Source organism: Pseudonocardia sp. NPDC049635 (assembly GCF_040659795.1).
Taxonomy (GTDB): domain Bacteria; phylum Actinomycetota; class Actinomycetes; order Mycobacteriales; family Pseudonocardiaceae; genus Pseudonocardia.
On sequence record NZ_JBFAON010000011.1, the window covers coordinates 159,259 to 177,230 of the forward strand.

General features: G+C 73.8%; 19 protein-coding genes. 9 read left to right on the forward strand and 10 right to left on the reverse strand.

The window, feature by feature from the left end:
- Positions 1 to 40 precede the first annotated feature (40 nt).
- Positions 41 to 1,426, forward strand: coding sequence for an FGGY family carbohydrate kinase (locus AB0J24_RS15750; RefSeq protein ID WP_358681427.1), 1,386 nt, complete (start codon positions 41 to 43; stop codon positions 1,424 to 1,426).
- Positions 1,423 to 2,196 (forward strand): IclR family transcriptional regulator, encoded by a 774-nt coding sequence (locus AB0J24_RS15755; protein WP_358681430.1) that lies wholly within the window; start codon positions 1,423 to 1,425, stop codon positions 2,194 to 2,196. The genes AB0J24_RS15750 and AB0J24_RS15755 overlap by 4 nt, the downstream gene beginning before the upstream one ends.
- Positions 2,197 to 2,227: 31 nt before the next feature.
- Here AB0J24_RS15755 and AB0J24_RS15760 read toward each other — a convergent pair whose 3' ends face one another.
- A complete protein-coding gene (locus AB0J24_RS15760; RefSeq protein ID WP_358681433.1) occupies positions 2,228 to 3,148 on the reverse strand; it encodes a hydroxymethylglutaryl-CoA lyase in 921 nt (306 codons plus the stop codon).
- Positions 3,145 to 4,377, reverse strand: a complete 1,233-nt coding sequence (locus tag AB0J24_RS15765; protein ID WP_358681435.1) for a CoA transferase — start codon at positions 4,375 to 4,377, stop codon at positions 3,145 to 3,147. Before AB0J24_RS15765 ends, AB0J24_RS15760 begins: the two co-directional genes overlap by 4 nt.
- A 130-nt stretch (positions 4,378 to 4,507) precedes the next feature.
- Between AB0J24_RS15765 and AB0J24_RS15770 the strand changes: the two genes are divergently transcribed.
- Positions 4,508 to 5,464: a pseudouridine synthase gene (locus tag AB0J24_RS15770; RefSeq protein ID WP_358681437.1), complete on the forward strand. Its 957-nt coding sequence runs from the start codon at positions 4,508 to 4,510 to the stop codon at positions 5,462 to 5,464.
- 42 nt (positions 5,465 to 5,506) lie between these two features.
- On the opposite strand, the gene AB0J24_RS15775 is transcribed toward AB0J24_RS15770, so the two are convergent.
- Positions 5,507 to 7,429 carry a hypothetical protein gene (locus AB0J24_RS15775; protein WP_358681440.1) on the reverse strand — a complete coding sequence of 641 codons (1,923 nt, stop codon included), beginning with the start codon at positions 7,427 to 7,429 and terminating at the stop codon, positions 5,507 to 5,509.
- Positions 7,430 to 7,730: 301 nt separating this feature from the next.
- Positions 7,731 to 8,351, reverse strand: a complete 621-nt coding sequence (locus AB0J24_RS15780; protein ID WP_358681443.1) for an L-threonylcarbamoyladenylate synthase — start codon at positions 8,349 to 8,351, stop codon at positions 7,731 to 7,733.
- A gap of 100 nt (positions 8,352 to 8,451) precedes the next feature.
- Between AB0J24_RS15780 and AB0J24_RS15785 the strand changes: the two genes are divergently transcribed.
- Together AB0J24_RS15785 and AB0J24_RS15790 are read left to right on the forward strand one after the other, a co-directional pair.
- Positions 8,452 to 9,282 carry an N-acyl homoserine lactonase family protein gene (locus tag AB0J24_RS15785; RefSeq protein WP_358681446.1) on the forward strand — a complete coding sequence of 277 codons (831 nt, stop codon included), beginning with the start codon at positions 8,452 to 8,454 and terminating at the stop codon, positions 9,280 to 9,282.
- A gap of 9 nt (positions 9,283 to 9,291) precedes the next feature.
- Positions 9,292 to 9,738 (forward strand): zinc ribbon domain-containing protein, encoded by a 447-nt coding sequence (locus AB0J24_RS15790; protein WP_358681448.1) that lies wholly within the window; start codon positions 9,292 to 9,294, stop codon positions 9,736 to 9,738.
- A gap of 22 nt (positions 9,739 to 9,760) precedes the next feature.
- Here AB0J24_RS15790 and AB0J24_RS15795 read toward each other — a convergent pair whose 3' ends face one another.
- Positions 9,761 to 10,387 carry a TetR/AcrR family transcriptional regulator gene (locus tag AB0J24_RS15795; RefSeq protein ID WP_358681451.1) on the reverse strand — a complete coding sequence of 209 codons (627 nt, stop codon included), beginning with the start codon at positions 10,385 to 10,387 and terminating at the stop codon, positions 9,761 to 9,763.
- An 86-nt stretch (positions 10,388 to 10,473) separates the two neighbouring features.
- Between AB0J24_RS15795 and AB0J24_RS15800 the strand changes: the two genes are divergently transcribed.
- Complete coding sequence (locus AB0J24_RS15800) at positions 10,474 to 11,445, forward strand: ABC transporter substrate-binding protein (RefSeq protein ID WP_358681454.1); 972 nt, start codon at positions 10,474 to 10,476, stop codon at positions 11,443 to 11,445.
- Positions 11,446 to 11,497: 52 nt separating this feature from the next.
- Here the strand turns inward: AB0J24_RS15800 and AB0J24_RS15805 are convergent, their stop codons facing one another.
- Positions 11,498 to 11,959 carry a VOC family protein gene (locus tag AB0J24_RS15805; RefSeq protein ID WP_358681457.1) on the reverse strand — a complete coding sequence of 154 codons (462 nt, stop codon included), beginning with the start codon at positions 11,957 to 11,959 and terminating at the stop codon, positions 11,498 to 11,500.
- On the reverse strand, positions 11,943 to 12,371 hold the full coding sequence (locus AB0J24_RS15810) for a helix-turn-helix transcriptional regulator (protein WP_358681460.1): 429 nt from the start codon (positions 12,369 to 12,371) through the stop codon (positions 11,943 to 11,945). Before AB0J24_RS15810 ends, AB0J24_RS15805 begins: the two co-directional genes overlap by 17 nt.
- Positions 12,372 to 12,424: 53 nt before the next feature.
- Here AB0J24_RS15810 and AB0J24_RS15815 point away from each other — a divergent pair, with 53 nt between their 5' ends.
- The 3 genes from AB0J24_RS15815 to ppk2 all read left to right on the forward strand — a co-directional run bounded on the left by AB0J24_RS15815 (position 12,425) and on the right by ppk2 (position 15,257).
- Positions 12,425 to 13,426: an acetamidase/formamidase family protein gene (locus AB0J24_RS15815; RefSeq protein ID WP_358681463.1), complete on the forward strand. Its 1,002-nt coding sequence runs from the start codon at positions 12,425 to 12,427 to the stop codon at positions 13,424 to 13,426.
- A 13-nt stretch (positions 13,427 to 13,439) separates the two neighbouring features.
- Positions 13,440 to 14,201: an SDR family oxidoreductase gene (locus AB0J24_RS15820; protein WP_358681466.1), complete on the forward strand. Its 762-nt coding sequence runs from the start codon at positions 13,440 to 13,442 to the stop codon at positions 14,199 to 14,201.
- Positions 14,202 to 14,306: 105 nt separating this feature from the next.
- On the forward strand, positions 14,307 to 15,257 hold the full coding sequence (gene ppk2, locus AB0J24_RS15825; protein ID WP_358681469.1) for a polyphosphate kinase 2: 951 nt from the start codon (positions 14,307 to 14,309) through the stop codon (positions 15,255 to 15,257).
- A gap of 142 nt (positions 15,258 to 15,399) precedes the next feature.
- On the opposite strand, the gene AB0J24_RS15830 is transcribed toward ppk2, so the two are convergent.
- The 3 genes from AB0J24_RS15830 to AB0J24_RS15840 all read right to left on the reverse strand — a co-directional run bounded on the left by AB0J24_RS15830 (position 15,400) and on the right by AB0J24_RS15840 (position 17,823).
- Positions 15,400 to 16,452 carry a class I SAM-dependent methyltransferase gene (locus AB0J24_RS15830; protein ID WP_358681472.1) on the reverse strand — a complete coding sequence of 351 codons (1,053 nt, stop codon included), beginning with the start codon at positions 16,450 to 16,452 and terminating at the stop codon, positions 15,400 to 15,402.
- A gap of 117 nt (positions 16,453 to 16,569) precedes the next feature.
- The gene (locus AB0J24_RS15835; protein WP_358681475.1) at positions 16,570 to 16,797 is read right to left on the reverse strand and encodes a DUF397 domain-containing protein; all 228 of its coding nucleotides are present in this window, start codon (positions 16,795 to 16,797) and stop codon (positions 16,570 to 16,572) included.
- A gap of 132 nt (positions 16,798 to 16,929) precedes the next feature.
- Entirely contained in the window at positions 16,930 to 17,823 is an 894-nt protein-coding gene (locus AB0J24_RS15840) for a helix-turn-helix transcriptional regulator (RefSeq protein WP_358681477.1), read from the reverse strand.
- Positions 17,824 to 17,972 lie beyond the last annotated feature (149 nt).

The following is a 17,972-nucleotide window of genomic DNA, read 5'->3' on the forward strand; positions in this document are numbered from 1 at the left end:
CCGCACACGGCACGGCCGGCCCTCTGACAGGATCGGCCGCATGGCACTGGTGCTCGGGGTGGACTCCTCCACACAGTCGTGCAAGGTCGTCGTCCGGGACGCCGACTCCGGTGAGCTGGTCCGCTCCGGGCGGGCCGCCCATCCGGACGGCACCGAGGTGGCGCCGGCGGCCTGGTGGGATGCGCTGCGGTCGGCACTCGACGACGCCGGCGGGCTGGACGGCGTCGATGCCCTCGCGGTCGCCGGACAGCAGCACGGCATGGTCTGCCTCGACGAGGGCGGTGAGGTCGTCCGGGACGCCCTGCTGTGGAACGACACCCGCTCCGCGCGGGCCGCCGCGGCGCTGGTCGAGGAACTCGGGGCAGCGGCCTGGGCGGAGGCGGTCGGCGTCGTCCCGGTCGCGTCGATCACCCTGACGAAGCTGCGCTGGCTCGCCGAGAACGAACCGGACAACGCGGCGCGTACGGCTGCGGTCTGCCTCCCGCACGACTGGCTGACCTGGCGCCTGCGCGGGGCACCGGGGGTGTCCGAGCTGGTCACCGACCGGTCGGACGCCTCGGGCACCGGCTACTTCGACGGCACCGGTTACCGGCCCGACCTGTTGACGCACGGTTTCGGCCGGGCACCGGTGCTGCCCCGCGTGCTCGGCCCGGCCGGGTCGGTCGAGGGTCCGGGCGGGATCGTCGTCGGCGCCGGGGCCGGTGACAACGCGGCCGCCGGGCTGGGCGTCGGCGCGGGCGACGACGTCGTCGTCTCGCTCGGGACGTCGGGGACGGTGTTCGCCCGGGCGCCCCGCCGCGCCGAGGACCCGTCCGGGATCGTCGCCGGGTTCTCCGACGCGACCGGCGCCTACCTGCCGCTGACCGCCACGCTGAACGCCTCCCGGGTGCTCGACGCGACCCGCCGTCTGCTCGGGGTCGACCACGCGGAGTTCGGTGAGCTGGCGCTGGCCGCCGAACCGGGGGCGGGCGGGCTGGTCGTCGTCCCCTACCTGGAGGGTGAGCGGACACCGAACCTCCCGGACGCCACCGGCGCTGTGCACGGGTGGACACTGGCCTCCGGCACCCGGGAGAACCTGGCCCGGGCCGCGGTCGAGGGCATGCTCCACGCCCAGCGGGTCGGGCTGGAGGCGCTGCGCGAGCAGGGTGTCTCGGTGACCGGGGTGACCCTGGTCGGCGGCGCCGCCCGGTCGGAGGCGGTGTGCCGGATCGCGGCCCAGGTCTTCGAGGTGCCGGTACGGGTGCCCGAGCCCGGCGAGTACGTCGCCGACGGGGCGGCCCGGCAGGCCGCGTGGGCGCTGCGCGGCGGGCCGACGCCGCCGCGGTGGGCCCCGGCCGCCGAACCGGCCCGCTACGACCCGGTCCCGGCCCCCGGTGGCTGGGAGCGCTACCGGGAGGCCGCCGAGCGGTTCCTGGACCGCGGATGACCTCCGAGCAGCCGGGCAGCAGGCCGTTGCTGGTGCTCGGGAAGATCACCGCCATCCTGGACGCCTTCACCCTGGACCGGCCGGTGCAGAGTCTGGGCGAGATCCACCAGGCGACCGGGCTCCCCGCCTCGACGGTCCAGCGGCTGGTGTCCAACATGGTCGCCGCCGGGATGCTCGACCGGGTCGGCGACCGGGTGCGGATCGGGGTGCGGATGGCCTACTGGGCCGGGGCGGCCGCTCGCGGGGCGGACCTGCTGGAGCTCGCCGGCCCGGTGCTGCGCGAGCTGCGCGACGCGAGCGGGGAGACCACGGCGCTGTTCCGCGCCGAGGCCGGTCTCCGGGTCTGCGTGGCGGTCGCCGAGACGCGGCACGCGCTGCGCCGTGAGATGCACGTCGGCAAGATCGCCCCGCTGCACACCGGGTCGGCCGGGCGCGTGTTGCTGGCCTGGGACCCGCAGCTGGCCGACTCGGTCCTCGCCGGGCCGCTGGAGACACTGACCGACCACACGGTGACCGACCCGGCCGTGCTGCGCACCCTGCTGGCGCAGACCCGCCGGGACGGCTTCGCGATCACCGCCGCCGAGCGCGACGACGGCGCCTCCGGCCTGTCCGCCCCGGTGTTCGACCACTCCGGGGCGGTGACGGCGGCGTTGACCATCAGCGGTCCGCGGATCAGGCTGACCCCGCAGCGGTGCGCGGAGCAGGTGGAGCCGCTGGTCGGCGCGGCGGAACAGCTGACCAGGACCCTCGGCGGGCGCCCGCCGGGCTGACCGCCCGGCACACGCCCGCCGGCACGCCGGATCAGCGCGGGCCCGCGGTCCAGGGGAACGCCTCGGCCCGCGACCGCACCCCCTGGGCGGCCCGCGACCGGTTCGGCTCCCCCAGCTCGGCCAGCAGGTCCTCGCCCGCACCGACCAGTCCGGCCAGCACCGCCGGGCTCAGCCACTGCGGACGGAGCGCGAACAGCAGGTCCTCGGTGGCGGTGTTGCCGCTGGCGCCCGGCGCGAACGGGCAGCCCCCCAGCCCGCCGAGAGCACCGTCGAGCAGGGCCGCCCCGGAGCTGACCGCCGCCATCGCGTTGGCCACCCCCTGCCCCCACGTGTCGTGGCCGTGGAAGCCGACCCGGCGTCCACCCGCCACCTCGCCGACCCGTTCGACGAGCGCCCCCACCTCGGAGGGCACCGCCTGCCCGAGGGTGTCGCAGACGATGACGTCGCAGGAGCCCTCGGTGCGCGGGTCGCCGACGATCCGCAGCACCCGGTCGGGATCGACCGGGCCCTCGAACGGGCAGGTGAAGGCGGTCGCCAGGCAGAGCTGGATCCGCCCGCCCGCGTCGAGCGCGAACCGTACGGCGTCCGGCATCGCCGCGAGTGACACCTCGGTGTCCCGGCCGATGTTGGCGTTGTTGTGCGCGTCGGAGACCGAGAAGCAGTACTGGACGTTGCGGGCACCGGCGGCGACGGCCTTCTGCACGTGTCGCGGTGTCGCCACCCACACCCAGCAGCGTTCCAGTTCCTCGGGGGTCAGCCCGGCGACCACGTCGAGCGTGTCGGCCAGCGGCGGCACCAGGTCACCGCGGGCCAGCGACCCGATCTCCAGCTCCGGGACGCCCGCGGCGAGCAGCGTCCGGACCAGCCCGATCTTGCGCTCGGTGGGCAGCGGTTTCCCGGTCAGCTGCAGGCCGTCGCGCAGGGTCACGTCACGCAGGACGGGGCCGGTCACGAGGCCTCCCCGGCGGCGGCCCGGATCGTCTCGGCGGAGTACCCGAGCAGACCCCCGAGCACGGCGTCGGTGTCGGCACCCAGGTCGGGCCCGACGTGGCGGACCGGCACCGAACGCCCGTCCAGCACCGGGACGACGCCGGGGAAACCGACCCGGGCCGGGGCGTCACCCCCGGTGTCGACGTCGAAGTACTGGATCATGTCGCGAGCCCGGAACTGCTCGTCGGCGACGATGTCGGCGGCCGAGTAGATCGGCCCGGCGGGGACGCCTGCGGCCTCCAGCTCGGCCAGCACCCGGTCCCGCGGCAGCGACCGGGTCCAGGTCTCGATCGCCGTGTCCAGCTCGTCGCGGCGGACCCAACGGCCGGCGTTGGTGCTCAGGTCGGGTTCCTCGGCGAGATCGGGGCGGCCGATCACCCGCATGAACCGGCCGAAGATGGAGTCGCTGTTCCCGGCGATGACGACGCTCCCCCCGTCACCGCACTCGTAGGCGTTGGACGGCGCGATCCCCTCCATCCGGCCGCCGACCCGGCGCCGCTCGACGCCGTAGGCGAGATGGTCGGGCACCAGCGACTCCATCATCGAGAAGACGGCCTCGTTGAGCGCGACGTCCATCGACCGCCGGTTCAGTGGTGGCCGCTCGGACCGGGACTCGCGCTGGTAGAGACCCATGACGGCGGCGAACGCCCCGTAGAGCCCGGCGATCGAGTCGCCGATCGACACCCCGGTGCGCGAGGGCGGCCGGTCCTCCTCGCCGACCAGCGCGCGCAACCCGCCCATCGCCTCGGCGACCGCGGCGAACCCGGGCCGGGACGAGAGCGGGCCGGTCTGGCCGAACGCGGAGATCCGGACCAGCACCACGTCCGGGTTCACCGCGTCGAGCTCGGCCGGGCCCAGCCCCCACTTCTCCAGCGTGCCGGGGCGGAAGTTCTCCAGCACGACGTCCGAGCGGGCCGCCAGGTCCAGCACGGCCTGCCTCCCGGCGGCGGACCGCAGGTCGAGGGTGATGGACCGCTTGTTGCGGTTGAGGGTCCGGTAGAGCATCGAGGTGTCGCCGGCGTAGAGCCGCCAGTTGCGCAGCTCGTCGCCGGTCCGGGGACGCTCGACCTTGATCACCTCGGCCCCGAAGTCGGCGAGCAGCCTGCCCGCGGTCGGCGCCGCGATGTAGTTGCCCAGCTCCAGGACCCGGACGCCGGCCAGCGGTAGATCGTCCGCAGACGAATCGGACACGAAAGTCGCCTCCTCGCAACGTGGTACCCACATCATGAATCGTCACCCACCATGTAGGCAATCAGAGTGGGAGCGGTCACCCCGGGGTGGTACGCCGGCGCACCAGCCGCACGGCGTAGCGTGCACCGACGTGGGTTCCCGCTCCGGACGGCGCCGTGCCGCACGGGAACGATCGCCGCTGCCGCCCCGGGACGGTCTCGCCGCCGCCCGGCTGCGCACCCCACCGACCGGTGACTGGGCGACCGTGCGCGACCATCTCGTCGCCCGGCTGCCGCACGTCGACCCGGCCCTGATCGACGCCAGGCTCGCCGCCGGGGAGATCGTGACCGCCACCGGTCCGCTGCGCCCGGACTCGCCGTTCGTCCCGTCGACGACGTTGTGGCTGCACCGCGAGGCCCCGGCCGAGGTCGACGTCCCGTTCCCGCTGGAGGTGCTGCACGCCGACGACGACGTCGTCGTGGTCGACAAGCCGCACTTCCTCGCGACGATCCCGCGCGGCAGTCACGTCCGGCAGACCGTGCTGGTCCGGCTGCGACACGAGCTGGGGCTGCCCGATCTGAGCCCGGCGCACCGGCTCGACCGGGCCACCGCCGGGGTGTTGCTGCTGATCGTGCGCCCGGAGCTGCGCGGCGCCTACCAGACCCTGTTCGCCGCCGGACGGGTCGCGAAAACCTACGAGGCGGTGGCGCCGCACGATCCCGGGCTGGCGCTGCCGCGCACCGTGGTGTCCCGCATCGTGAAGCGGCGCGGGCTGTTCGCGGCCGTCACCGAGCCGGGCGAGCCGAACGCCGAGACCCGGGTCGAGCGCGACGCACACCGCGGGGACCTCGCCCGGTACCGGCTGTTCCCCCGGACCGGTCGGACCCACCAGCTGCGGGTGCACCTCTGCGAGCTCGGCGTGCCGATCCTCGGTGACGACGTGTACCCGGAACTGCGCCGGCGCGCCGACGGCGACTTCTCCCGCCCGCTGCAGCTGCTCTCCCGCTCCCTGGAGTTCGACGACCCGGTCACCGGCCGACGACGGCGGTTCGTCAGCCGCCGTTCCCTGCAGGCGTGGGACGACCCGGTCGGCTGGGCCACCGGCTGACCGGCCGGTCCGTCACCACGACGCCGGGCGCCCCGGCCGGGATCAGCCGGCGTTGCGACCACCGTCGCCGTTGAGGTGGTGGCCGCCGCCTCCGCCGTGACCGTTGAGGGCCGTACCGTTCACCTGGCCGTTCACCGGCGGTGGGGGCGGCGGGTCCTCGGCCGCGCGGTGCCTGCCCTCCCGCAGCCCACGCTGGTAGGAGGCCAACCGGCTGCGGACCCGGTCGGGCTGCCGCTCCCGGGACCCGCCCGGCTGGTTGCCGTTCGGGGTGTCCCGCCACGACGGCGGCACCATCGCCTGGCCGGGCAGGCGCTGCGGGAGGCCCTGGGCGGTCGTCGGCAGCTCGACCACCCGGTCGGCACGGATGCGCGCGGCGTCGAACTCGGTGTCACCGGGGGTGCGCCAGTTGCCCGACGCGGCACCGGTCTCCCCGCTCGCGCCCACGGGCGCGCTGGGCTCCCGGAACCAGGCCGAGGCGACCGCCGCGAAGATCGGCGTGTCGTCGGCGTCGTCCACGGCCACCGGAACCTCCGAGTCGAACGGGCCGAACAGCTCCACCGGCGGGGTCGAGTCCTCCGCGGCGGTGACGGGTAATGCCTGGGTGACGGGTGGGTCCCCGGGGTCGTCCGGTCCGGGTGCGCGGGCACCGTTGCGCGGCCGCTCCCCGAGGATGCCCGCCGCGCCGTCCGACGGCGGGGGGCCCTGCGGCGGCGGACCGGGTGGCGGGCCGGCCGGAGGAGGCGAGACCGTGCCGAACGCGACGGACGCACGGGCCGCGTCTCCCTGGGGATCGCCCTGCTGGGCGGGCGCACCCGGCCAGGGCGGCGCGTTCTGCGCGGCTCCCGCACCCGGCTGCCGGACCGGCCACTGCGTGCCGGACCCGTTGCGCTGGTCCGGTGCGCCGAACGCGGTGGCCGCGGCGGCCCGGCCCGCGCGTTGCGGCAGGTCACCGGCGGGAGCACCGCGCTGCGGGAGCTCGCCGCCGGGCGGGGTCGCCCGGGCCGGATCGGCGCCGCCCGTGCCCGCGGCCGCCGCGGCCGCAGCCGGGGGCCAGCTCGGCACCTGTTCCTCGGCCGGGGCCGGCCGCTGCTCCTGCTGCGGCGGTGGCCACGGCGCGTCGCCGTCCGCGGCCGGCGAGTGGTGCAGCGCCCCGGTGGGCCCGGCATCCTGCTGCTGCCCGCGGGCGGGCTCGGGCCCGCCGGCCTGTTCGCTCTGCGGGCCACCGCGTACCACCGACGACGGCAGCTGCAGTACGGCGATCGGCGACACGCCGGTGCCGCCGGCGGGCCCGCGGACGCCGAGCCGGGCCCCGATCGTCCTGGCCAGCCGGGCGGCCACGTGCAGGCCGATCTCCTGGGGTGCGACCGGCCCGTCGGGGGTGGCGGTGGTGAGCGCCCGGTCGAGCTCGTCGATCGGGGTGAGATGCCGCGGTGGGTGCGCGCACTGCAGTTCGATGACCAGGCCGCCGTCCGGCCCCCAGCGGCTGTGCAGCTCGAGCCGCTCGCCCGGCGGGGTCGATCCCGCGGCGTGCGCGAGGAGCTCGGCCAGGATCTGCCCGAGGACGGTCTCGACGGCGGCGTCCAGCGCGACGCTGGGCGTGGGCGGGACGACGGTGCGCGATGCGGCCTCGCTCGACGCGACGACCGTGTTCAGCGCCTGCCCCAGCGGGGTGGGCGGGGCCGCGAGCCGGGGGCCGCGCGGAGCCCCGGCCAGTACCAGGATGTGGTCGCCGTCGCGGGCGCCGCGGCGGGCGGCCGCGGCCAGTTCCGCCAGATCCGCGAGTGCCCCGGGGCGCAGCTCGCCGCTGCGCAGTCGTTCGGTGAGGAGCTGCTGGCGTTCGGAGCGGGCCCGCAACCGGTGTGCGAGTGCGGCGAGCACGGCGTCGCCCCCGGCGCCCTCACCCGGTCCGCCCGGTGGATCCTGCCCCGGACCGGACCGGCTGTACGGCGGGTCGTCTCGCGCCACGCGATCGTCCTCCGAACGGCTGGTACGACTCCCGGGTGTCCGGGCGTCGCGGACCCGGCCCGCTGCGGGATCGGGCCAGGAACGGTCGATCACGAAGACTACTCAACGGGTGCGCGTTGGCCCGCCCCGATGCGGTGGGCGGTGGACCGCGGTGGGGCGGGCGGCTCGGCCCCGGCCACCCACCGGCCCGTCCGCCGGTCCCCCTCGACCGGCGGACCCTCCGCCGCGACGGGTCACCGGGCCGCCGAGCACCCCGGCCGCGCACCGTCACCGCTCCCGGGCGGCGGTCACCCGTCCGGCGTCACTCGAACCGTGACGGGTCCCCGGCGCCGGTGCGCACGATCTCGGGCTCGTCGCCGGAGAGGTCGACCACGGTCGTGGGCTCGGTGCCGCAGTCACCGGAGTCGATGACGGCGTCGACCTGGTTCTCCAGTTCCTCCTTGATCTCCCAGCCCTGCGTCATCGGCTCGTCGTGGCCGGGCAGCAGCAGCGTGGACGACAGCAGCGGCTCGCCGAGCCGGGCGAGCAGCGCCTGGGTGGTCGCGTGGTCGGGGATCCGCACACCGACGGTCTTCTTCTTCGGGTGCAGCAGCCGGCGCGGCACCTCCCTGGTCGCCGGGAGGATGAACGTGTAGCTGCCCGGGGTCGACGCCTTCACCGCGCGGAACACCCGGTTGGAGATCTGCACGAACTGGCCGAGCTGGGCGAAGTCCGCACAGACCAGCGTGAAGTGGTGCTTGTCGTCGAGCTTGCGGATCTGCCGGATGCGGTCGAGTCCCTCCCGGTTGCCCAGCGAGCAGCCGAGGGCGAAGCACGAGTCGGTCGGGTACGCGATGAGCCCGCCCTCGCGGACCACGTCGACGATCTGACCGATGCTGCGGGGTTGGGGGTTCTCCGGGTGGACGTCGTAGTACCTCGCCATCCCGGCAGCCTGCCACGACCGCCTCCGCTTGTCGCGCACGTCACGCGTGAGGCAGGGTTGCCGGTGTCCGCCCGGCACCCGCTGCTCGACGAGGAGAGCGATGTCCGACACCGACACGACCACGGACAAGATCAAGGTCACGATCCTGCCGACCGGCACCATGCACGCCGACCTGACCTGGTTGCTCATCGACCCGTCGCGGATGGCGACGCGGCAGCAACCGGACAAGCAGCGCGACTGGGTCGAGGTGCCGACGCACGTCGTCTACGTCGAGCACCCGAACGGCCAGAAGCTCATGTGGGACGCCGGGGTCCCCCGGGACTGGGAGACCCGCTGGGCACCGTCCGGGCTGGGCCAGTTCTTCCCGGTCGACGCGGCCACCGAGGACGACTGGCTGGACTCGCGGCTGCGGCAGCTGAAGATCGAGCCCAACGACATCGACTACCTGGTGCTGTCGCACCTGCACCTGGACCACGCGGCGAACGCGAAGTTCTGGGAGAAGGCCGACACGACGATCATCGTCGACGCGGCGGAGAAGGAGGGTGCGTTCTCCTTCGACGGTCACAACAGGGGCGCCCACATCAAGTCCGACTACGACACCCTGGAACTGGACACCATCACCGAGGACACCGAGCTGCTGCCCGGTGTCACGCTGCTCCGCACGCCGGGGCACACCTGGGGGACGATGAGCCTGCAGGTCGACCTGGCCGACGCCGGGACGATGATCTTCGCGTCCGACTCGCTGTACCTCAAGGAGTCCTTCGGGCCGCCGCCGATCGCGGCCGGCATCGTCCACGACACGGTGGCCTGGTTCGACTCGGTCGACAAGATCCGGGCCATCCAGGAGCGGACGGATGCGACCGTCGTCTTCGGGCACGACGCGAACCAGATCAGGGAACTGCGCACCGGCCCGGGAAACTACTACACCTGAGGACGTGGCATGCCCGTCTACGACTTCGCCTGCCGCTGCGGGCGCCGCTTCGAGCTGCTGGTCCCCTCCTGGTCGTCCCCCGCGCCGGACTGCCCGCAGTGCGGGGCCACGACGACCCGCCGCCCACCGTCGCCCGCGATGCACGGTCGGGCCGCGCCGCCGCCGTCGATGGCGTCGGCACCCCGGTCGTGGGAAGGGCTGAACAACGGCGACCGGGACACGATCACGCACTGGCGGCGGACCGTCGAGGCCCGCCAGGAGTTCGAGGCCCGCCATCCCGAGCACCGCGAACAGCGGGATGCGATCGCCGCCCACGAGGGCAGGTTCGAGCGGGCGCCGCTGACCTACCGGGAGCTGGCGGCCCGTGCGTCCGGCCACGGTGACGCCGGGCGCGCGGCGGCCGAGGCGAGCCGGGCCCGCCGCACCGGCGACGTGCCCGGCACGTCACCGGCGTGACCGGACACCTCGGCCCGGGTGGTCAACCGGGCCGCCGCGCCGGGCACGTGTCGATCCCGGTGGCGAGCAGGGCGAGCCCGTCCCGATAGTGCCGCTCGAAGGTGCCCGCCCCGGTCCAGGTCACCGTCAGGTGCCGGTGCGCCCGCACCAGCAGTGCCGCGGCCAGCAACGTGGCCGCGTCGGGTGCCGGCAGGCCGCGCCGGCGCGACAGCACGGCGGCGAGCGCCGGCTCCCACCGCTCCAGCGCCTCCGACCAGGCTGTGCGCAGTTCAGGGGTCGACTCGAGCAGCCGGATCCGGGCGACCTCGATCGGGTTGCGGGCCGCACCCGGCATCCGGGACCGCGCCGCGTGCAGGAAGGCCGCCGTCGGCGGCAGGTCCGGCGGTGCGGCGTCCAGCTCGGCCACGAACCGGTCGAACTCCGCCGCGCTGTCGCCCAGGACCAGGGCCTGTTTGGCGGGGAAGTGACGGTAGACGGTTCGCTCGGCGACACCGGCCGCGCGCGCAATATCACGGACAGTAACGGATTCGTAGCCGTCGCGGTCGAACAGCTCGATCGCCGTGATCTCGACGTGCTCCCGGACCCGTGCGGTCCGCCCGCCCGGGCCATTCGTTCCTACGCTGGTCAGCCTACCCGTCGACCCGGCCACCAGAACAGCGTAGCCGACGGCCGACCCCGCCACTGACAGTCACTGTCGCTGAACTAAGGTCACCCTCACTACTACGGAGGGTTTCCATGACTCGGATCAGATCGATCGTCGTGCTGCTGGCCACCGCGCTGGTGACGACCGCATGCGGCACCGCGGGGAACGCGCCACCGACCGAGGAGTGCCGAACGGTCGCCCACGAGCTGGGCTCGGCCTGTGTGCCGGAGGATCCGCAGCGGATCGTCACGCTCGACTCGGTCACCGTGCTGCCCACCCTGCTCGATCTCGACGTCCCCGTGGCTGGGGCACTGCGCGTGTACCCGGCGGGCGATCCGTTCCCGGACTACCTCGACGACGCCGATACCCGCGGGATCGAACTGGTCGGCACCATGCAGGAGATCGACCTGGAGCAGGTGGCCGCCCTGCAGCCGGACCTGATCATCGGAACCGCCCTGACGGTCGGACCGGTGCAGGCCGAGCTGGAGCGGATCGCGCCGACCGTCGCCGTGCGGTTCGCCGTCTACGAGCCCGACTGGGATGCCGACATCCGGCTGATCGGCACCACGGTGGGCCGTGAACAGGGGGTCGAGGAACAGCTGACCAGACTCGCCGCAGAGGCGGAGCGGACCCGGGAGCAGCTGGCCGCGGTGGAGTCGCCGACCCTGACCAGGGTCGACGTCTACCAGGGAGCACCGCTCTACTACTCGTTCGGCTGCACCTGGATCGGCGACGTGCTCGGCTCCGCCGGGGTCCGCCAGCCGGACGGGCAGCGCAGCGAGTGCACGCCCGGTGACGTGCAGTCCGCCCTGAACCCGATCTCCCTGGAGGAGGTGTCCGTCCTCGACGCCGGGGCGATCGTCGCCTACCAGCAGCAGGACTCCGACGCCACGCTCGGCACGAGCCCGCTCGCCGAGCTGGAGCGCTCACCGCTGTGGCAGGACCTGGACGCCGTGCGCGGTCGGGCGGTGTTCGTGCTCGGTGACGCCTGGGGTCTCGGTGGGTCGGTGCCGGCCGCCGAGCGGGTGCTCGCCGACCTGCGTACCGAGGTGTTCACCGGCTGAACCGGCTCGCCCCGCGGGAACCCCGGCCGCCTGAACTCAGCTGTGCGGGAACTCAGCCGTGCGGGAACTCCGAACCGTCGTAGGCGCGGGGTTCGACCAGGACCAGCCAGTTGCCGGAGTTGTCGCGCATGACCGCCTCGATGCCGTAGGGGCGTTCGGCGGGTGGCTGGACGAACTCGACGCCCTGCGCGGCGAGCTTCGCGTGATCACCGTGGCAGTCGTCGGTGGTCAGTCCGAACCCACCCATCCGGCCCGCCGCCAGCGACCGGGACACGGCCTCCGCCATGTCCGGGTCCAGCGGCGGGCCCGGCTTCATCAACGTCACCTCCAGCTCGGGATGCGCCGGGTGGTGCACGGTGACCCAGCGGAACCCGTCGCCCATCGTGACGTCGGTTCCCTCGGTGAAACCGAGCACGTCGCAGTAGAAGCGCTTGGCCGCGTCCTGGTCGGTGACGTAGAGCGTGACCAGGGAGATGTTGGTGAGCATGGTGCCGACGCTAGCGGGGCGCGTCATCGGCGGGCTTCTCCGGAATTGCGGTGTCCGACAGCCCGTGCATGAACACGACGCAGCCCGGGATCCGCGGCGGACCGCCGGCCCAGCGCGCCTGGTAGTCCGACGGGCTCACCCCGACCAACCGCCGGAACCGGCTGCTGAACGACCCGAGCGAGGAGTAGCCGACGAGCATGCACACCTCGGTGACGGTCAGGTTCGTCGCCCGCAGCAGGTCCTGGGCGCGTTCGATCCGGCGCCGGGCGAGCGTCGCGACCGGGGTCCGCCCGTAGACCGCGGCGAACCCGCGCAGGAAATGGTGACGGGAGACCCCGGCGACGGCGGCCAGCGCAGCGAGGTCCAGCGGTTCGGCGTAGCGACGGTCGATCTCGTCGTGCGCCCGTCGCAGGTGCGGAATCAGGTCCAGGGGCACCACGGTGCACACCGTAACCGTTGCCGGAACCTCCCGACGCCGCCATGATCGCGCCCATGCGCGTCGTCGAGTACCGGCCGGAACGGCACGAGTTCGCGTGGACCTTCGGGGGTGCGGCGCCGGCCCGCCGCGTCGAGCCGGGCACCTGCCTGCGGCTCTGGACCGAGGACGCGTTCTCCGGCCGGATCACCTCGACCTCCGACCGGGCCACCGACGTGCTCGACATGACCGAGGTGAACCCGCAGACCGGACCGTTCTTCGTGGAAGGTGCCGAGCCCGGTGACACCCTGGCGATCCACATCGTCGAGCTGACCCCGGCCAGGGACTGGGGCGCCTCGACCACCATCCCGCTGTTCGGCGCGCTGTCGGTCACCGAGCGGACCGCCCTGTTGCACGAGCCGCTGCCCGAGCGGACCTGGATCTACCAGCTGGACCGGGCGGCGGGCACCGTGCTGTTCGAGGCGACCAGCGCCGACCTGCGGCTGGAGCTGCCGTGCAACCCGATGCTGGGCACCGTCGGGGTCGCGCCCGCGGGCCGGGAGGTGCGCAGCTCGCTGGTGCCCGACGTGTTCGGCGGCAACATAGACACCCCGGAGATGCGTGCCGGTGCCACCTGCTATCTGCAGGTCAACGTCGAGGGTGCACTGTTCTCGGTCGGCGACGGGCACTACCGCCAGGGCGAGGGCGAGAGCTGCGGGACCGCCGTCGAGGGCGCGATGGACGTCGTGCTGATCGTCGATCTGATCAAGAACGCGCCGCCCCCGGCCTGGCCGCGGATCGAGACCGACGGCCACTACGTGGTCGTCGGGTCGTCCCGCCCGCTGGAGGACGCGTGGCGGGCCAGCCAGATCGGCATGATCGCGTGGTTGGGCGAGCTGTACGGGCTGGACCGGCTGGACGCCTACCAGCTGCTCACCCAGGCGACCGAGTCCCCGCTGGCCAACGTCGTCGACACCAACTACAGCGCCGTCACCAAGATCTCGAAGGCACTGCTCCCCGAGGCCGCGGCCTACAACGGGGTGCACCGCCACCTGCGCGAGCAGGCCCGCACCCTCTAGAAGGAGCTCCCCGATGGACATGCTGCTGACCGACCGCGTCGTCCTGGTCACCGGAGGATCGCGGGGCATCGGGCGGGCCGTGGTCGACGCGCTCGCCGCGGAGGGCGCCCGGGTCGCCTTCTGCGCCCGCGACGCCGACGGCTGCGCCGCTGCCGAGCAGGAGCTGCGGGCCCGCTCGGCGGACGTCGCCGGGACCGCGGTGGACGTCGCCGACGGTGACGCGCTCACCACCTGGGTGGAGGCGACCGCGCAGCGGTTCGGCCGGATCGACGCCGTCGTCGCCAACGTGAGCGCGCTGGCCATCGGCCCGGGCGAGGCGAACTGGCGGTCCAGCTTCGAGATCGACCTGATGCACACGGTGCGGCTGGTCGAGGCCGCGCTGCCGCACCTGGAGCGCAGCGACGCCGCGTCGATCACGGCGGTGTCCTCGGTGTCCGGCCGGGAGATCGACTTCGCGGACGGCGCGTACGGCGTGATGAAGGCGGCCCTGGTGCACTACGTGTCCGGGCTGGCGTTCGACCTGGCGCCGAAGGGGATCCGGGCGAACGCGGTCTCCCCCGGCAACGTCTACTTCCCCGGCGGAGTCTGGGCGAACGTCGAGCAGAACGATCCCGAGCTGTTCGCGCACGCGATGGGCCTGAACCCGACCGGCCGGATGGGCACCCCCGAGGAGACCGCCTACGCGGTCGTCGCGCTGGTCAGCCCGCGGGCGAGCCGGATCTCCGGGACGAACCTGGTGGCGGACGGAGCACTGACCCGCGGCGTCCAGCTCTAGCCGTACGGGCCCGCGCACGCCGCCGCGTCCCGGTCACCCGGTCGTCATCCCCCCGTCGACCGGGCGTCGCACCACGGTCAGCGCAGCAGCGCAGCGTGAGTGATCGTGGACCAGACCCCCGATGCCCCCGACGACGCACCGCCGCACCCCTCCGAGATCGACCCCGAGCAGTTCCGTGTCGACGACTCCGACGACGACGATCCGACCCTGGTCGGTCCCGCCGGCCGGCCGATCGACACCTGGCGGGAGGGCTACCCGTACGACACCCGCCTGACCCGTGCCGAGTACGAGCGGCAGAAGCGACTGCTGCAGATCGAGCTGCTGAAGCTGCAGAACTGGGTCAAGGAGACCGGCAGCCGGATCGTCATCCTGTTCGAGGGCCGCGACGCCGCCGGCAAGGGCGGCACGATCAAGCGGTTCACCGAGCACCTCAACCCGCGCGGCTGCCGGGTGGTGGCCCTGGAGAAGCCCACCGAGCGCGAGGCCGGTCAGTGGTACTTCCAGCGCTACGTGCAGCACCTCCCCTCGGCCGGTGAGATCGTGCTGTTCGACCGGTCCTGGTACAACCGCGCCGGCGTCGAACGGGTCATGGGCTTCACCGACGCCCGCTCCTACATGGAGTTCCTGCGGGCCACCCCGGAGCTGGAGCGGATGCTGGTCCGTTCCGGGATCCACCTGGTCAAGCTGTGGTTCTCGGTGTCGCGCAACGAGCAGCGCACCCGGTTCCTGATCCGTCAGGTCGACCCGGTCCGGCAGTGGAAGCTCTCGCCGATGGACCTCGCCTCGCTGGACAAGTGGGAGGCCTACACCGAGGCCAAGGAGGCGATGTTCTTCTACACCGACACCCGGGACGCACCGTGGACGGTGATCAAGAGCAACGACAAGAAGCGCGCCCGGCTGGAGGCGATGCGGCACGTACTCGGGCAGTTCTCGTTCCCGGGCAAGGACAGCAGTGTCGCGACACCGCCGGACCCGCTGATCGTGGGCCCCGCCGCGGAGATGTTCGAGCACGGTGAGCAGCCGAGCCGGTTCCCGCCCCTGACCGACACCCACTGACCGACGCCCACTGAGCAACGACCACCGGGCAACGACCACCGGGCGACGACCACCGGGCAGCGCCGCTCGGAGCGGCCCCACTCGACGCCACCGATCGGTGCCACCGGCCGGCCCGGCCGGTCGTCGGCACCGGGTGGCGGGTTCAGGCCGGCTCGACGACCAGCGTCATCGTCAACGAGTGCCCGACCCCGAGCCCGGGCCCCCCGGCGCGCTCCAGCCCCAGCAGCGCGTGCGCGAGCCGGGCGGCCGCGGCCCCGTCGAGCGGACCCGAGCCGGTGTAGGGCTCCAGCGTGCGGTTCCAGCGGCCGGCGAACCCGGCCAGCCAGCTCAGCACGTCGGCCGGTGCCCCGTCGGTCGCCGGGGAGAAGCGCAGGTCCGCCGCACGGACCCGGCCCGGCTCGCGGACGAGGTCGTTCACCAGCGTCCGGAACCGGGGGGCGTCCGGGTTGAAGGTGCCGGTGGCGGTGTGCCTGCCGACCAGCACCGACCGGTCGACCGCGGACCGGGCGACGATCCGTGCACCGCTGCCCTCGCCTGCGGCGTCGACCACCGCGTCGAGCGCCGGCCGGGAGTAGAACGTCATCGGTTCGGAGATCGCCGCGCCGCCGCCGGCGAAGAAGCTCATCGCGTAGTCCCAGCGTTCGGAGTCCCACCGTGGTCGCCACTCCACCGAGTAGCGCCCGAGCACGTCGACGACGACGGCCGCCCGCCGGCCGCGGGTGGCGACCGCGGTCAGCACCGAGCGCAGGGCCACGACGAGCTCGTCCCGGGTGAGATGCGAGTACGGGACGCCGCAGGACAGGTAGAGGTCGAAAGCACCCTCCGGCAGGCGGTCACGGACGTCACCCAGCACGAACGACGCCGACGGGGAGGTCACGGTCACCCGCGCCGTGCGCACCATCTCCGGATCGACGTCCAGACCGACGTAGGTCAGGTTCTCCGGTGCGACCAGCGGCGGTGCGTCCGGGGCGGGACGGGTCAGCAGCGCGAACCCGTCCGCCGTCCCCGCGCCGATGTCGAGCACCGACACCGGGCCGGGCCCCGTCCGCCCGATCGCGGCGAGCGCAGCGCCGATCACCCGCCGGGTCACCGGCTCCTCGGAGAGGACCTTCACCGGGTCCCGCCGGGACGGGGACAGGTAGTGGGCGCTGGCCCCCCGGTAGGAGGGGGCCGGGGCCTGGTGCGAACGGATCACCGTTCTTTCCTACACCGGGCGCCGGCCGATGATCAGCGGTGTGGCGGGCGTCGCGCCGACCGATGGCTCACCGCGGGCGGCCGGGGTCGGGCCGGCCGCCCGCGGGAGGTCCAGGGGTCAGGCGAGGTCGTCGAGCTCGCCGTTCTTGATCGAGTCCAGGAGATCGCCAATGCCGGCCGCGGAGAACTCCAGGACGGTGCCGTGCGGGTCGCGGGAGTTGCGGACGGCGATCCCGCCGCCGGTGACCGCCAGCTCCACGCAGTTGCCCTGCTGTCCGCTGCGGACGCTCTTGCGCCAGGTCAGCTCATCGATCGACGCAGGGTCGCTCAGGTGCATCCGGTTCATGCGAACGCTCACCTCATCTGCACATGCATTTTCGCGTGCAAGAACGGTAGCAGCTCTCGCGCCGCCGGGCTGCCCCGTCGGCGCCCGGCGGTCGCCGGTTCGCGCCCGGATGCACGGACCGCCGCCGGGCGGTCAGCTGTCGGCGAGCAGCGTGGCGAGCGCCTGCCGGGTCCGGTCCGGGCTCAGCGCCTCCGCCGTCAGCCGGTCCATCGACCGCCCGTACCGCTCCACGTCGGCCGGCTTGTCGAGGTAGGACGCGCCCGTCATCTCCTCCAGGTAGACCAGGTCGGGCAGCTCGGGCTCGGCGAAGCGCAGGACGGTGAAGGCGTGCTCGGCGGCGTAACCGGACCGCCGCCACGGCAGCAGTGCCAGTACCACGTTCGGCAGCGCCGACAGCTCCAGCAGGTACTCGATCTGTTCCCGGTAGACCGCGCGTCCGCCCACCGGGCGCCACACCACCGCCTCGTCGAGCACCACCCGGAAGGTGGGGGCGTCCCCACCGTGCAGTACCTGCTGGCGGCGCAGCCGCACCTCGACCCGCTTCTCCACCTCCGCCGTCCGGTCCGGCGGAAGGCCGGTGTGACCGCCGCTCACCACGGCCCTGCAGTACGCCTCCGTCTGCAGCAGCCCCGGCACGAACATCAGCTCGTAGGTCGCGATCCCCGACGCCGACGACTCCAGCCCGACGAAGCGCTCGAACCAGCCGGGGACGACGTCGTGGTAGCGGGTCCACCAGCCGCTGCCCTTGCTCTCCGCCACCATCGCGAGCACCTGGTCGCGCTCGGCTCCCTCGGCGACGCCGTACAGGGCGAGCAGGTCCACCACGTCCCGCTGCTTGAAGCCGACCTTGCCCGCTTCGAGCCTGCTGAGCTTCGAGTCCGAACCCCGGATCGCGTACGCCGCGTCGGCCCGGCGGATGCCGGCGCGCTCCCGCAGCCGGCGCAGGTGCGAGCCCAGCACGATCCGGTGCGCGGTCGGACCACGGTCGGCACCGGGCGTTGTCGGACTGTCGGGGCTCGCGGCCACCAGGGACGGCTCCTCTGGATCCGGCCGAGATCTCGGGGGCGCGACGAAGTCTCGACGGGGCTCGACTCGGGGTCCGAGCCGGCGACGGCCCGGCGCTGCCCCTCGACCCGGCTTCCGGGCAGCTCACCGTACACCGGTGCGGCCCGGGC